The organism is Streptomyces sp. NPDC058373 (assembly GCF_042723275.1).
Lineage (GTDB): Bacteria > Actinomycetota > Actinomycetes > Streptomycetales > Streptomycetaceae > Streptomyces.
In genome coordinates, this window is sequence record NZ_JBHXJE010000007.1 from 1 (window position 1) to 14,442 (window position 14,442).

Sequence of the window (14,442 nt, forward strand, 5' to 3'; positions counted from 1 at the left end):
GCCAATCCTCGACCGGAACGGTCAGAGACGGCCTCAAGCGCCGGCCGGGCTGCGAGGTGGCTGAGCTCCGCTTCGACCGCACCGGTCAAAGAACCGGCCTCAAACGCCGGCCGGGCTGGAGTTTGCCAGGGCCAGGGCCAGCCGCGCCGGAGTCGGCCGGGCCCTAGTCGGCCGGACCCGAGTCGGCCGGACCCGAGTCGGCAGGGCCCTAGTCGGCCGGGCCGGAGTCGGCCCCGGGCGCCCCCGGCGCAATCGCGTCGAGCAAGGTGTCCGCCGCCGCATACGGCGAAAGATCCCCACCCACGACCTGCGCGGCCAGCGCCGCAACACGGGCATCCCCGGCCAGATCCGCGATGCGGGAACGGAGAGCGGTCACCGCGATGGTCTCGATCTCCCGGGCGGCGCGGGCGACCCGCCGCTCGCCGAGCACACCCCGCCCCTCCATCCAGCCCCGATGCTTCCCCAGGGCGTCGACCAGGTCGTCGACGCCCACCCCCTTGGCCGCCACGGTCTTGACGATCGGTGGCCGCCACTCCCCGGCCCCCCGGGCCTCCCCGAGGCCGAGCATGTGGTTGAGCTCCCGGGCCGTGGCGTCGGCGCCGTCGCGGTCGGCCTTGTTGACGACGTACAGGTCGCCGATCTCCAGGATCCCGGCCTTGGCGGCCTGGATGCCGTCCCCCATGCCGGGGGCGAGCAGCACCACACTGGTGTCGGCCTGCGCGGCGATCTCCACCTCGGACTGCCCGACCCCGACGGTCTCGACGAGGACCAGGTCGAACCCGGCCGCGTCCAGGACGCGGATCGCCTGGGGCGCGGCCCAGGCGAGCCCGCCCAGGTGGCCGCGGGTGGCCATGGAGCGGATGTAGACCCCGGGATCGGAGGCGTGGTCCGACATCCGGATCCGGTCGCCCAGCAGGGCGCCCCCGGAGAACGGCGAGGACGGGTCGACGGCGAGCACCGCGACCCGCTTGCCCGCCGCCCGGTAGGCGCTGACCAGAGCCGAGGTGGTGGTCGACTTGCCGACGCCGGGCGAGCCGGTGAGGCCGACGACGTAGGCGTTGCCGGTGAGCGGGGCGAGCGCGGCCATGACGTCCCGCAGCTGCGGCGAGGCCCCCTCGACCAGCGAGATCAGCCGGGCCACGGCACGCGGCCTGCCCTCTCTGGCCTGGGCGACGAGGGCGGGGACGTCCTGCATGGCTGCTCCGTTCACCTGACGACGTACGAGGATCGGATCCCATCCAAGGCGCGGCCCGGCCCCCTGCGCGGGAGGGCCGGGCCGCGCCGCGGTTCAGCTCCTGGGGACGCGGACGATCAGGGCGTCGCCCTGGCCGCCGCCGCCGCAGAGGGCGGCCGCGCCGGTGCCGCCGCCGCGCCGCTTGAGCTCCAGGGCCAGGTGGAGGACGAGGCGGGCGCCGGACATGCCGATCGGGTGGCCGAGCGCGATGGCGCCGCCGTTGACGTTGACCTTGTCGGAGGTGACGCCGAGCTCCTTCATGGACTGGACGGCGACGGCGGCGAAGGCCTCGTTGATCTCGATGACGTCGAGGTCCTCGACGGTCAGGCCGTCCTTCTTCAAGGCGTGCGCGATGGCGTTGGACGGCTGCGACTGGAGGGAGTTGTCGGGGCCGGAGACGTTGCCGTGGGCGCCGATCTCGGCGATCCACTCCAGGCCCAGCTCCTCCGCCTTGGCCTTGCTCATCACGACGACGGCGGCGGCGCCGTCGGAGATCTGCGAGGAGGAGCCGGCGGTGATGGTGCCGTCCTTGGCGAAGGCGGGACGGAGCTTGCCGAGCGACTCCGCCGTGGTCTCCGGGCGGATGCCCTCGTCCTTGGCGAAGACGACCGCCTCGCCCTTGCGCTGCGGGATCTCCACGGGGGTGATCTCGGCCTCGAAGATGCCGTTCTTCTGGGCGGCGGCGGCGCGCTGGTGGGAGAGGGCGGCGATCTCGTCCTGCTGGGGGCGGGCGATGCCGAGGCGGGTGTTGTGCTTCTCGGTGGACTCGCCCATCGCGATGTTCTCGAAGGAGTCGGTGAGCCCGTCGTGCGCCATCGAGTCGAGCACCTCGACGGCGCCGTACTTGTAGCCCTCGCGCGACTTGGGCAGCAGGTGCGGGGCGTTGGTCATGGACTCCTGGCCGCCGGCGACGACCACGTCGAACTCACCGGCGCGGATCAGCTGGTCGGCCAGGGCGATGGCGTCCAGGCCCGAGAGGCAGACCTTGTTGATGGTGAGGGCGGGGACGTTCATGGGGATGCCGGCCTTGACGGCGGCCTGGCGGGCGGGGATCTGGCCCGCGCCGGCCGTCAGCACCTGGCCCATGATCACGTACTGGACCTGGTCGCCGCCGATCCCGGCCCGGTCCAGGGCGGCCTTGATGGCGAAGGAGCCGAGGTCGGCGCCGGAGAAGGACTTGAGCGAGCCGAGGAGCCGCCCCATGGGCGTACGCGCGCCGGCGACGATCACGGAGGTGGTGCTCTGGGTTCCAGTCATGGCCGTGGGCCCCTTTGCATCAATGGTGCGGAGTGAACGAGGGTTTACGTCAATGTACTGAGCGGTACGCCGCGGGGTCACCGGGCTGTCGGTGTGATCGCGCGCACGTTGCGTAACCAGGCCGGGCGCGCTGCACTGGCTCCATGCTGACGCGTATCGACCACATCGGAATCGCCTGCCACGACCTCGACACCACCGTCGAGTTCTACCGCTCCACCTACGGCTTCGAGGTGTTCCACACCGAGGTCAACGAGGAACAGGGGGTGCGGGAGGCGATGCTGAAGATCAACGAGACCTCGGACGGAGGCGCCTCCTACCTCCAGCTCCTGGAGCCGACCCGCCAGGACTCGGCGGTCGGCAAATGGCTGGCCAAGAACGGCGAGGGCGTGCACCACATCGCCTTCGGCACCGCCGACGTCGACCAGGACGCCGCGGACATCCGCGACAAGGGCGTCCGGGTCCTCTACGACGAGCCCCGGAAGGGTTCCATGGGGTCCCGGATCACCTTCCTCCACCCCAAGGACTGCCACGGTGTGCTGACCGAACTCGTCACCTCCGCACCCGAGGAGTCGGCGGAGCACTGATCGGACACCTGATTGGCCGGTAGGGTTGGGGGGCGGCCGTCGCTCTCACGCGGGCGGCCGCCGGGCCGGGGTCCGGGTTTCAGAGCGGCAGCGCCGGGCGGCAGTCCGGGCCCGCGGGCGGTCTGACACCATTTCCCCCGGGAGCCTCGTCCGCCCTGCGGAGGGGGTTGTTCGGAGTTTTCGCGACCAGGGGACGGATGGGACCGCGCAGTGCGGGGCTACGAAGGCCAGGAGCGCCACCGAGCTGACGACCACCTCTCTCGGTTCGAAGCCGAGATGGACCGGCTGAAGACCGACCGGGAGAAGGCCGTTCAGCACGCCGAGGACCTCGGCTACCAGGTCGAGGTCCTGCGTGCCAAGCTGCACGAGGCCCGACGGGCGCTGGCGACGCGTCCCCACTCCTACGACACCGCGGACCTCGGCTACCAGGCCGAGCAGATGCTGCGGAACGCCCAGCTCCAGGCCGACCAGATGCGCAGCGACGCCGAGCGGGAGCTGCGCGAGGTCCGGGCGCAGACCCAGCGCATCCTCCAGGAGCACGCCGAGCAGCAGGCCCGCCTCCAGGCGGAGCTGCACACCGAGGCGGTCAACCGCCGCCAGCAGCTCGACCAGGAGCTGGCCGAGCGCCGCGCCACCGTCGAGTCGCACGTCAACGAGAACGTCGCCTGGGCCGAGCAGCTTCGGGCCCGCTCCGAGTCGCAGGCCCAGCGGCTGCTGGACGAGTCCCGCGCGCAGGCCGAGCAGTCGCTGGCGGCCGCTCGCGACGAGGCGCAGCGGCTCACCGAGGAGGCCCGCCGCCGGCTCGGCGAGGAGACGGAGAACGCCCGCTCGGAGGCGGAGGCGCTGCTGCGCCGGGCCCGCGCCGACGCGGAGCGGATGCTGAACGCCGCCTCCCAGCAGGCCCAGGAGGCCACCGACCACGCCGAGCAGCTGAGGACGTCGACCGCCTCGGAGTCCGACCAGGCGCACCGCAGGTCGGCCGAGCTGACCCGGGCCGCCGAGCAGCGGATGTCGGAGGCGGACGCGGCGCTGCGCGAGGCGACCTCGCGCTCCGAGAAGCTCGTGGCCGAGGCGGAGGCCGCGGCGGCCAAGCGGATGGCGGCCGCCGAGGCCGCGGGCGAGCAGCGGACGAAGACGGCGCGGGAGCAGGTGGCCCGGCTGGTCGAGGAGGCCACCAAGGAGGCCGCGGCGGTCCGCACGGAGGCCGAGGAGTTGCGCGAGCGGGCCGTCGTGGAGGCCGAGAAGGCGCGTGCCGAGGCGGCCGAGAAGGCCCGTGCGGCGGCGGCCGAGGACTCGGCGGCGGCTCTGGCGAAGGCGGCCAGGACCGCCGAGGAGGTGCTCCGGAAGGCGTCGAAGGACGCGGAGGAGACCCGGCGGTCGGCGGCCGAGGAGGCCGAGCGGCTGCGTTCGGAGGCGGAGGCCGAGGCGGACCGGTTGCGGGCCGAGGCGCACGACCTCGCGGAGGAGCTGAAGGGCGCCGCGAAGGACGACACCAAGGAGTACCGCGCCAAGACCGTCGAGCTCCAGGAGGAGGCCCGGCGGCTGCGCGGCGAGGCCGAGCAGCTGCGCGCCGAGGCGGTCGCGGAGGGCGAGCGGATCCGGTCGGAGGCGCGCCGCGAGGCCGTCCAGCAGATCGAGGAGTCGGCCACCACCGCCGAGGAGCTGCTGACCAAAGCCCGCAAGGACGCCGCGGAGGCCCGTGAGGCGGGCGAGGCGGACGGTGAGCGGACCCGGGCGGAGTCGGCGGAGCGTGCGGCGGCGCTGCGCAAGCAGGCCGACGACGCGCTGGAGCGGGCCCGGACCGAGGCCGCCAAGCTGGGCGAGGAGGCCGATGAGGCCGCCGCGCGGACCCGCGAGGAGGCCGAGCAGGCCGCGCGGGAGCTGCGCGAGGAGACCGAGGAGACGGTGCGGGCCCGCCGCGAGGAGGCCGACGCCGAGCTGGTGCGGCTCCGCGAGGAGGCCGAGCAGCGGGTGGCCTCGGCCGAGGAGGCGCTGACCGAGGCGCGCGCCGAGGCGGGCCGGCTGCGCAAGGAGGCCGCCGAGGAGGCGGAGCGCACCCGCAGCGAGGCGGCCGAACGCGCCCGGTCCGTACGGGACCAGGCAGCCGAGGAGGCCGAGGCGCTGACGGCGCGCGCGGCCGAGGAGGCGGCGGCGTCGCGGGCGGAGGGCGAGGCGGTCGCGGTGCGGCTGCGCGCCGAGGCGGCCGAGGAGGCCGAGCGGCTGAAGACGGAGGCCCAGGAGGCCGCCGACCGGCTGCGCGCGGAGGCCGCGACGGCGGCGGAGCGTACCGAGGCGGAGGCCGCCGAGGCGCTGGAGCGGGCCCAGGAGGAGGCGGACCGCAGGCGGCGTTCGGCCGAGGAGGCGCTGGAGTCGGCGCGGACCGAGGCCGGGCAGGAGCGGGAGCGGGCGCGGGAGCAGTCCGAGGAGCTGCTGGCCTCGGCCCGTAAACGCGTCGAGGAGGCCGAGGCCGAGGCGGCGCGGCTGGTCGAGGAGGCGGACCGGCGCGCCACCGAGCTGGTGTCGGCCGCCGAGGCGACCGCGCAGCAGGTGCGGGACTCGGTGGCGGGGCTCCAGGAGCAGGCGCAGGAGGAGATCGCGGGACTGCGGTCGGCGGCGGAGCACGCCGCCGAGCGGACCCGTACCGAGGCGCAGGAGGAGGCGGACCGGGTCCGTTCCGACGCGTACGCGGAGCGGGAGCGGGCCTCCGAGGACGCGGCGCGGCTGCGCGCGGAGGCGCAGGAGGAGCTGGAGACGGCGCGCGGGCTGGCCGAGTCGGCGGTCGCGGAGGCGACGGCCGAGTCGGAGAAGCTGCGGAGCGACGCCGGGAGTTACGCGCAGCGGATGCGGTCCGAGGCGTCGGACGCGCTGGCGTCGGCCGAGTCGGACGCCTCCAAGGCGCGGGCCGAGGCCCGCCAGGACGCCAACCGGATGCGCGGCGAGGCGGCCGAGCAGGCCGACCGGCTGGTCTCGGAGGCGGCCAAGGAGGCCGAGTCGCTGGCGGCGCGTTCCACCGAGGAGGCGGAGCGGGTCCGGGCGGAGGCGCGGGCCGAGGCCGAGCGGACGGTGACCGAGGCGGCCGAGGAGGCGGAGCGGCTGCGGGCCGAGGCGGCGCGTGCGGTGGCGGCGGCGGAGGACCACGCCGAGCAGGTGCGCGAGCAGGCGGAGCGGGTCGAGTCGCAGGCGCTGGCCGCGGCCGACGAGCTGACCTCGCAGGCGCGGGCGGAGGCGGAGCGGACGAGGGACGAGGCGCGGGCCGACGCCAACAAGCGGCGCTCGGAGGCGGCCGAGCAGGTCGACCGGCTGCTGAGCGAGACGGCTGCGGAGGCGGAGAAGGTGACCGCCGAGGCGCAGCAGGCCGCGCTGAAGGCGACGACGGAGGCCGAGTCGCGGGCCGACTCGATGGTGGGCGCGGCCCGCGCGGAGGCCGAGCGGCTGGTCGCCGAGGCCACTGTGGAGGGCAACGGCCTGGTGGAGCGGTCCCGTGCCGACGCCGACGAGCTGCTGGTGGGCGCCCGCCGGGACGCGACGGCGATCCGGGAGCGCGCCGAGGAGCTGCGTGAGCGGGTCACCGCGGAGATCGAGGAGTTGCACGACCGGGCGCGCCGGGAGTCGTCGGAGACGATGCGCAACGCCGGTGAGCGGTGCGACGCGCTGGTCAAGGCGGCCGAGGAGCAGGAGGCGAAGGCCCGGGCGAGCGCCAAGGAGCTGCTGGCGGACGCCAATTCGGAGGCCGGCAAGGTGCGGATCGCCGCCGTGCGCAAGGCCGAGGGGCTGCTCAAGGAGGCCGAGCAGAAGAAGGCCGAGCTGATCCGCGAGGCGGAGCAGGTCAAGCGGGAGGCCGAGGAGGAGGCCGAGCGGGTCGTCTCCGAGGGCCGGCGCGAGCTGGAGGTGCTGGTGCGCCGCCGGGCCGACATCAACCAGGAGATCTCCCGGGTCCAGGACGTACTGGAGGCGCTGGAGGGCTTCGAGTCCACGCCGTCCGGCAAGACGGCTCCAGGTGGTTCCGGTACGGGCGTCAAGGCGGGGGCCGCGGCGGGGAGTTCCCGTTCGGGTGGCAAGCAGAGCGAGAGCTGACGGGCTGTCGGGGGCTGGCGGCCCGGTCGGAGCGGTTCAGGGGGCCGTCCCCGGTCGAGGGGGCGGGGACGACGTACGCAGCGGCGCGGGAGGTGCGGTAATGGGCCTGTTCTGGCAAGGGCTCCTGCCGTTAGCCACCCAAAAGGGGTGTCATTCTCCAGATCAAACGGGCATCTGCTCGATGACACGCCGCTTTGGCCCCTAGGATTCCCTCTATCACCTCACCGGTCCCATTCGACAGGAACCCCATGAGCGACACTTCCCCCTATGGCTTCGAGCTCGTGCGGCGTGGGTACGACCGCGCTCAGGTGGACGAACGCATCTCCAAGCTCGTCTCCGACCGTGACAGCGCCCTCACCCGCATCACCGCTCTGGAAAAGCGCATCGAGGAGCTGCACCTCGAAACGCAGAACGCGCAGGCCCAGGTGGCCGACGCCGAGCCGTCGTACGCCGGTCTGGGCGCCCGGGTAGAGAAGATCCTCCGCCTCGCCGAGGAGGAGGCGAAGGACCTGCGCGAGGAGGCCCGCCGCGCCGCCGAGCAGCACCGCGAGCTGGCGGAGTCCGCCGCGCAGCAGGTGCGCAACGACGCCGAGTCGTTCGCGACCGAGCGGAAGGCGAAGGCGGACGACGAGGGCGTCCGGATCGTCGAGAAGGCCAAGGGCGAGGCCAACGCGCTGCGCGCCGAGGCCCAGAAGGACGCCCAGTCGAAGCGCGAGGAGGCCGACGCCCTCTTCGAGGAGACCCGCGCCAAGGCCGCCCAGGCCGCCGCGGACTTCGAGACCAACCTCGCCAAGCGGCGCGAGCAGTCCGAGCGGGACCTGGCCTCGCGTCAGGCGAAGGCGGAGAAGCGCCTGGCGGAGATCGAGCACCGGGCGGAGCAGCTGCGCCTGGAGGCCGAGAAGCTGCGGACGGACGCGGAGCGCCGCGCCCGCCAGACGGTGGAGACGGCGCAGCGTCAGGCGGAGGACATCGTCGCCGACGCCAACGCCAAGGCCGACCGGATCCGCAGCGAGTCGGAGCGCGAGCTGGCGGCGCTCACCAACCGCCGCGACTCGATCAACGCCCAGCTCACCAACGTCCGCGAGATGCTGGCCACCCTCACGGGTGCCGCCGTCGCCGCCGCGGGCGCCCCGGCCGAGGACGACTCCGCCACGCGCGGCGTCCCGGCCCAGCAGTCCCGCTGACCCGAGCGCCGGCGCCGGTCTCGCCCGGTGTCGCGCGGGTCTGGCCCCCGTCCTGGTTCGTCCGGGGCGGGGGCTTCGCGCTGCCCGGGCCCGGCGCGGAGGGTGCGCCTCCGGTTGCGGCAACCGGGCGAAGCCCACGGGCGGACGGCGCGGGCCGCCCGTAGCCTCGACACATGATCGAGCTGTCGGGGCTGACGAAGCGGTACGGCGAGAGGGTCGCCGTCAACAATCTGACGTTCACGGTGCGCCCGGGCATCGTGACGGGGTTCCTCGGGCCGAACGGCGCGGGGAAGTCCACCACGATGCGGATGATCCTCGGGCTGGACAGACCGTCGGCGGGCGACGTGCGGATCGACGGGCGGCACTACGCCGAGCTGCGCGACCCGCTGCGGCAGATCGGGGCGCTCCTCGACGCCAAGGCGATGCACGGCGGCCGCACGGCCTACAACCACCTGCTGTGCCTCGCGCAGTCCAACGGCATCCCCGCCTCCCGGGTCAGCGAGGTGCTGGACACGGTGGGGCTGACCCCGGTGGCCCGCAAGCGCGCCAAGGGGTTCTCGCTGGGCATGGGGCAGCGGCTGGGCATCGCGGGGGCGCTGCTCGGCGATCCGCGCATCCTGATGTTCGACGAGCCGGTGAACGGGCTGGACCCCGAGGGCATCCACTGGATCCGGAACCTGATGAAGTCCCTCGCCCACCAGGGCCGGACCGTCTTCGTCTCCTCGCACCTGATGAGCGAGATGGCCTTGACCGCCGACCACCTGGTGGTGATCGGCCAGGGCCGTCTGATGGCGGACACCTCGATGGCCGGGTTCATCCGGGAGAACTCACGCAGTTACGTCCGGATGCGCTCCCCCGAGCGGGAGCGGCTGCTGGACGCCCTGCACGCGGCGGGGTGCGCGGCGGTCGAGGGGCCGGACGGCGTGGTCGAGGTGGACGGGGTGCCGGCGGCCGAGCTGGGCGAGCTGGCGGCCCGGGAGCGGCTGGTGCTGCACGAGCTGAGTCCGCAGCAGGCCTCGCTGGAGGAGGCGTTCATGCAGCTGACGGCGGAGTCGGTGGAGTACCACGCGCACGACGGGGACCCGGGCGCGGTACGCGGGGGCCCGGAGCCCGGGGGCGGGCCCGCGGGTGAGGGCGGGGGCCAGTGGGGCGCCGGCTGGGGCGGTCCGGAGCAGCGGCGGAGGAGGAGCTGACGATGGCCGTGACACAGGTGGTGCGTTCGGAGTGGACGAAGATCCGCTCGGTGCAGTCGACGGTGTGGACGCTGGGGCTGGCGGCGGTGGTGACGATCGCGCTGGGCGCGCTGATCAGCGCCCTCACCAGGAGCGAGTACGACAACCTCCCGCCCCGCGACCAGCTGACCTTCGACCCGACCTTCATCAGCTTCGCCGGGCTGAGCCTGGGTCAGCTGGCCATGGTGGTCTTCGGGGTGCTGGTGGTGTCCAACGAGTACAGCACCGGCATGATCCGGATGTCGCTGGCGGCGGTGCCGCAGCGGGGCACCTTCTTCTTCAGCAAGGTCCTGGTGGCGACGGTGCTGGCGCTGGTGGTGAGCCTGGTGACGACCTTCGCCGCCTTCTTCCTCGGGCAGGCGATGCTCGGGAGCCTGAAGGCGTCGATCGGCGATCCGGGGGTGTTGCGGGCGGTGGTCGGGGCCGCCCTCTACATGACGCTGATGGCCGTCTTCTCCATGGGCGTGGCGGCGATGCTGCGCTCGCCGATGCTCTCGCTGGGCATCCTGGTGCCCTTCTTCTTCCTGGTCTCCTCCATCCTCGGAGCCGTCCCCGCGACCGAGAAGGTCGGCCGGTTCCTGCCCGACCAGGCCGGTTCCAAGATCATGCAGGTGGTGGCCCCGCTGAACGACGACGCCCCCTACGGCCCGTGGGGCGGGCTCGGCATCATGGCCCTCTGGGTGATCGCCGCCCTGGCCGCCGGCTACGCCCTCCTCCGCCACCGCGACGCCTGACCCGCCCCGGCCCCCGACTGGCCTCAGACGCCGGCCCGGCTGAGTGGCCTCAAAGGCCGGCCGGGCTGTTTTCCCCGCCGGCCGCACAGGGCCTCAGCGAGAATCCAGCCCGGCCGGCGCTTGAGGCCACCTGTGACCGCCAGGTCGGGGACCGACCGCGCCCACCAGAGCCCAGCCGGCACGTGAGGCCCCCTCACGCCCCGGCAGAGCAAGTTCCACTTGGCCGGAACCGTACGGCGGTGACTATCCTCCTAACCCAGACGGGGACGTCACCCCGGCAAGCCAATCTGTCGATGGGTGCGGAGTACATGATCGAGGCTTTCGGCCTGACGAAGCGCTACGGCGCCAAGACAGCCGTGTACGACCTGTCCTTCCAGGTGAAGCCGGGCACGGTGACCGGCTTCCTGGGCCCGAACGGCTCCGGCAAGTCCACGACGATGCGCATGATCGTCGGCCTGGACCAGCCCTCGGGCGGCCACGTGACCATCGGCGGCCACCCCTACCGGCGAGTCCCGAACGCCCCGCGCCAGGTCGGCGCGCTGCTCGACGCCAAGGCGGTGCACGGCGGCCGCTCGGCCCGCAACCACCTGCTCTGCCTGGCGCAGCTCTCCGGCATCCCGGCCCGCCGGGTGGACGAGGTGCTGGGCGTGGTGGGGCTCCAGGACGTGGCGCGGCGCCGCTCGAAGGGGTTCTCGCTCGGTATGGGGCAGCGGCTGGGCATCGCCGCGGCGCTCCTCGGCGACCCGCAGGTGCTGCTCTTCGACGAGCCGGTCAACGGCCTCGACCCGGAGGGCATCCTCTGGGTCCGCAACCTCATGAAGTCGCTGGCCGCCGAGGGCCGCACGGTCTTCGTCTCCTCGCACCTGATGAGCGAGATGGCGCTGACCGCCGAGCACCTGATCGTGATCGGCCGGGGCCAGTTGATGGCCGACATGAGCGTGCGGGACTTCATCGCCGCCAACTCGGCCGGGTTCGCGCGGGTCCGGGTGCCGGACACCGAGCCCGCCGCCCGCGAGAAGCTGTCGGCGGCGCTGGCGCAGGAGGGCGGCCAGGTGCTGCCGGAGCCGGACGGCGCGCTGCGGGTGGCGGGGCTGCCGCTGCCCCGGATCAGCGACGTGGCGCACGGCGCCGGGGTGCGGCTCTGGGAGCTCTCGCCGCACCAGGCGTCGCTGGAGGAGGCGTACATGCGGATGACGCAGGGCGCCGTGGACTACCGCTCGACCGACGACCAGCGGGCCGGGCTGCACGAGGTGATGGAGCAGGTCGGCGGTGCGGCGCCGGTGCCGCAGCCGGGCTCCGGACAGCCCGGCTGGTACGCGCCCCCGCCGCCGCGCCAGGCGCAGCCGGACCAGAACCCGTACGCCCGGCCCACCCCGCAGCCGCCCGCGGCCCCCGCCCCCGCCCCCGCCCCCGATCTGAGCAAGAGCGACACCGAGGACCCGCGATGACGACGACCCCCCAGCCGCAGCACCAGCCGCAGCAGGCCCCGGGGCCGTACGCCCAGCCGGGTCCGCCCCCTCCCCCGCAGCCGGGCGCGCTCCCCGGGGCGATGTACACCTCGCCGATCCCGGTGCGCCGCACCCACCTGGGACACGCGCTGGCCTCGGAGTGGACGAAGATCCGCTCGGTCCGCTCGACGGTGTGGACGCTCGGTGTCTTCGCGCTGCTGGTGGTCGGCATCGGCCTGCTGGTGGCGAACCAGACCTCCGGCGCCGACTACGCCGACGTGCCGTACACGATCCCGGCCTTCTTCGGGTTGCTGCTGGGGCAGATCTGCCTGATCACGCTGGGCGTGCTGGTGGTCACCTCGGAATACGGCACGGGGATGATCCGCACCACCTTCACCGCGGCCCCGCAGCGGCACCGGGTGCTGGCGGCGAAGATCCTGGTCTTCTTCGCGCTGGCCTTCGTGGTCTCGGCAGTGTCGATCACCCTGGTGGGGCTGGCCGCCTCCGCGATGAACGAGACGGCCGGCGGCGCCGGGGAGGACTGGGGCACCTCGGTGCTGACCGGCGCGCTGTACGTGTCGCTGCTCGGGGTGCTGGGGCTGGCCTTCGGCTCGATGCTGCGGCACTCGGCGGGTGCCATCACCACCATGCTCGGCGTGGTGCTGGTCCCGGCGATCATGCCCGCGTTCCTGATGATGTCCGCGTCGCTGCGGGGGCTCGGCGAGAAGATGCTGGAGTACAACGCCCCGAACTCGCTCTCGGCGCTCTTCGGCATCCCCATGTACAACGGCGCCTCCGACGGCATCCCCCAACTGCTGGTCCTGGTGGGAGTGACCGTGGTGGCGGTGGGCGGCGCCTTCGCCCTGCTGGAGAAGCGCGACGTGTGAGCCGCGAGACCGCCTAGTAACGCGGGGCGTTCCGGGACCGCTGCACCCTCGTGGTGCGGCGGTCCTTCGCGTTCCAGCAGGCCTTGTGCCAGTGGCGGCGCTCGTCGACGCCGGAGTGCTCGGGCCAGGCGACGACGTGCGGCAGCCCGGCGGGGATCTCCTGGTCGCAGCCGGGGCAGCGGTACCGCTTGCCCGCCGAGGCGGGACCCGAGCCGGAGATGTGCCGGACGGACCACTCCTCGCCGCGCCAGCTCTCGGCGGACTGGAAGCCGTACCGCTCGCCCGGTTCGTCGCCGCCGCCGCCCGCCCGTCCGGAGGCGCGGGCGGGCTTGGGGCGGTTCTTGCGCGGGGACACGGGGCTCCTCACGATCTGTACGGCGGTCAGGGGGATCTCTGGCACGTCCTGTGCGGTGTCCGGGGTGGCGAGAGTGCGTGCCGGGCGCTCCGGGCGCCGTGCGGGATGCGCCAGACACCTCCAGGGCGTCCCCGACAGCCTACGCGCCGCCCGTTGGCGGCAGGCGCCCGCCGAGGCGCCGCACGCCCCCTTCAGGCCCCGTGTCGCCCCCTCCGAGCCCCGCGCGCACCCCCGGGAAATCCCCATAATCCGCCAATCCTCTTGCCAGACCGTGCCTTTGGCACGTGTCAGGCGTTATTGCCAGGCAGGGGGAGTGCCGTGTCGGGCACCAAGGAAGCAGGATTCGTCATGTACGTGGGAAGTTTTGTACTGGGTGGTCAGTTCCCCGGCCAAGGGCAGGGTGAGGCCCTGCACCGGGCGGTGCGCTCGGCCGAGGTGGCCGAGGAGGCCGGACTGGACACCGTCTGGCTGGGCGAGCACCACTTCGTGCCGTACGGCACCTGTCCCTCGGCCGCCACCCTGGCCGCACTGCTGCTGGGCCGGACCCGGCGCATCCGGGTGGGCACCGCCGTCAGCGTTCTGCCCACCACCCACCCGGTCTCCCTCGGCGAGCAGGCGGCCCTGCTCCACCTCGCCGCCGAGGGCCGGTTCACCCTCGGCGTCGGCCGCGGCGGGCCCTGGATCGACCTGGAGGTCTTCGGCGCCGGGCTGGCCGCCTTCGAGGAGGGGTTCCCGGAGGCGCTGGACCTGCTGTTGCGCTGGCTGCGCGAGCCGCGGGTGGGCGCGTCGGCGGAGGGCGGGCGGTACGCCTTCCGGGAGGTGGCGGTGGTGCCGCGCCCGGACGAGTCGCTGGACGGCCTGCCCGGGCCCGAGGTGGTGGTCGCCTGCACCTCGCCGGCGAGCGTGCGGCTCGCGGCCGAGCGAGGGCTGCCGATGCTGCTGGGCATGCACACCGGGGACGCCGAGAAGGCCGAGATGGTGGCGCTCTGGCGGCGGCACGCCCGCGAGGCGGGGCGCGACGGCGACGAGATCGCCGCGGCGGCGCACGTCTCGGCCGGCGTCACCCAGGTCGAGGACGGGCCGGGGCGGGGCGCCGAGACGCTGGTGAAGGCGATGCCGGGCTGGTTCGAACTGGGTCTGGGCGCCCATGTCACGGTCGACGGGCGGGCGCGGGCGATGCGGGACCCGGTGGCCTACACCGAGTTCCTCTGCTCGATCCATCCGGTCGGGCCGCCGAGGCTCTGCGCGGACCGGCTGGCGGCGACCGCCGAGGCGACCGGGATCAGCCGGTTCGCACTGATGGTGGAGGGATCGGGCGACCTCGCCGCGACCGAGGAGAACGTCCGCCGCCTCGGCCGGGACGTCCTGCCGCTGCTGTGCTGAACGCGCCGTGGGGGGGGCCCCCGGGGGGGGCGCCGCCCCCCGGGGGGGGGGGGGGGCCCGCCCCCCCCCC

The 14,442-nt window shown here is 74.0% G+C and carries 11 protein-coding genes; 8 read left to right on the forward strand and 3 right to left on the reverse strand.

All coding sequences use genetic code 11. From position 1 onward, the window contains the following. Nucleotides 1–208: 208 nt before the first annotated feature. Together meaB and ACFWMZ_RS06705 are read right to left on the reverse strand one after the other, a co-directional pair. On the reverse strand, nt 209–1,195 hold the full coding sequence (meaB, locus tag ACFWMZ_RS06700; RefSeq protein ID WP_383184001.1) for a methylmalonyl Co-A mutase-associated GTPase MeaB: 987 nt from the start codon (nt 1,193–1,195) through the stop codon (nt 209–211). 93 nt (nt 1,196–1,288) lie between these two features. Beyond that, the gene (locus tag ACFWMZ_RS06705) at nt 1,289–2,491 is read right to left on the reverse strand and encodes an acetyl-CoA C-acetyltransferase (protein WP_383183999.1); all 1,203 of its coding nucleotides are present in this window, start codon (nt 2,489–2,491) and stop codon (nt 1,289–1,291) included. A 143-nt stretch (nt 2,492–2,634) separates the two neighbouring features. Here ACFWMZ_RS06705 and mce point away from each other — a divergent pair, with 143 nt between their 5' ends. The 7 genes from mce to ACFWMZ_RS06740 all read left to right on the forward strand — a co-directional run bounded on the left by mce (nt 2,635) and on the right by ACFWMZ_RS06740 (nt 12,634). After that, nucleotides 2,635–3,075 (forward strand): methylmalonyl-CoA epimerase, encoded by a 441-nt coding sequence (gene mce, locus ACFWMZ_RS06710; protein ID WP_383183998.1) that lies wholly within the window; start codon nt 2,635–2,637, stop codon nt 3,073–3,075. A 210-nt stretch (nt 3,076–3,285) separates the two neighbouring features. Beyond that, nucleotides 3,286–7,149 (forward strand): polarized growth protein Scy, encoded by a 3,864-nt coding sequence (scy, locus tag ACFWMZ_RS06715; protein WP_383199816.1) that lies wholly within the window; start codon nt 3,286–3,288, stop codon nt 7,147–7,149. Nucleotides 7,150–7,397: 248 nt separating this feature from the next. Continuing rightward, nucleotides 7,398–8,333, forward strand: a complete 936-nt coding sequence (locus ACFWMZ_RS06720) for a cellulose-binding protein (RefSeq protein WP_383183994.1) — start codon at nt 7,398–7,400, stop codon at nt 8,331–8,333. Nucleotides 8,334–8,506: 173 nt separating this feature from the next. Further along, the gene (locus ACFWMZ_RS06725; RefSeq protein ID WP_383183992.1) at nt 8,507–9,526 is read left to right on the forward strand and encodes an ATP-binding cassette domain-containing protein; all 1,020 of its coding nucleotides are present in this window, start codon (nt 8,507–8,509) and stop codon (nt 9,524–9,526) included. A 2-nt stretch (nt 9,527–9,528) separates the two neighbouring features. Next, nucleotides 9,529–10,299: an ABC transporter permease gene (locus ACFWMZ_RS06730; protein WP_383183990.1), complete on the forward strand. Its 771-nt coding sequence runs from the start codon at nt 9,529–9,531 to the stop codon at nt 10,297–10,299. 308 nt (nt 10,300–10,607) lie between these two features. Then, entirely contained in the window at nt 10,608–11,747 is a 1,140-nt protein-coding gene (locus ACFWMZ_RS06735) for an ATP-binding cassette domain-containing protein (RefSeq protein WP_383199972.1), read from the forward strand. A gap of 101 nt (nt 11,748–11,848) precedes the next feature. After that, nucleotides 11,849–12,634, forward strand: coding sequence for an ABC transporter permease (locus ACFWMZ_RS06740; protein WP_383184005.1), 786 nt, complete (start codon nt 11,849–11,851; stop codon nt 12,632–12,634). Nucleotides 12,635–12,647: 13 nt separating this feature from the next. On the opposite strand, the gene ACFWMZ_RS06745 is transcribed toward ACFWMZ_RS06740, so the two are convergent. Next, on the reverse strand, nt 12,648–12,989 hold the full coding sequence (locus ACFWMZ_RS06745) for an ATP/GTP-binding protein (protein ID WP_383183988.1): 342 nt from the start codon (nt 12,987–12,989) through the stop codon (nt 12,648–12,650). A gap of 348 nt (nt 12,990–13,337) precedes the next feature. Here ACFWMZ_RS06745 and ACFWMZ_RS06750 point away from each other — a divergent pair, with 348 nt between their 5' ends. Continuing rightward, a complete protein-coding gene (locus ACFWMZ_RS06750; RefSeq protein WP_383199975.1) occupies nt 13,338–14,372 on the forward strand; it encodes an LLM class flavin-dependent oxidoreductase in 1,035 nt (344 codons plus the stop codon). Nucleotides 14,373–14,442: the final 70 nt, after the last annotated feature.

Excerpts from the sequence above, each read along its gene's own strand:
- ACFWMZ_RS06725 (WP_383183992.1), top strand. The coding sequence starts at position 8,507 with ATGATCGAGCTGTCGGGGCTGACGAAGCGGTACGGCGAGAGGGTCGCC.
- ACFWMZ_RS06720 (WP_383183994.1), top strand. The coding sequence starts at position 7,398 with ATGAGCGACACTTCCCCCTATGGCTTCGAGCTCGTGCGGCGTGGGTAC.
- ACFWMZ_RS06750 (WP_383199975.1), top strand. The coding sequence starts at position 13,338 with ATGTACGTGGGAAGTTTTGTACTGGGTGGTCAGTTCCCCGGCCAAGGG.
- mce (WP_383183998.1), top strand. The coding sequence starts at position 2,635 with ATGCTGACGCGTATCGACCACATCGGAATCGCCTGCCACGACCTCGAC.
- meaB (WP_383184001.1), bottom strand. The coding sequence starts at position 1,195 with ATGCAGGACGTCCCCGCCCTCGTCGCCCAGGCCAGAGAGGGCAGGCCG.
- ACFWMZ_RS06730 (WP_383183990.1), top strand. The coding sequence starts at position 9,529 with ATGGCCGTGACACAGGTGGTGCGTTCGGAGTGGACGAAGATCCGCTCG.
- ACFWMZ_RS06740 (WP_383184005.1), top strand. The coding sequence starts at position 11,849 with ATGTACACCTCGCCGATCCCGGTGCGCCGCACCCACCTGGGACACGCG.
- ACFWMZ_RS06705 (WP_383183999.1), bottom strand. The coding sequence starts at position 2,491 with ATGACTGGAACCCAGAGCACCACCTCCGTGATCGTCGCCGGCGCGCGT.
- ACFWMZ_RS06735 (WP_383199972.1), top strand. The coding sequence starts at position 10,608 with ATGATCGAGGCTTTCGGCCTGACGAAGCGCTACGGCGCCAAGACAGCC.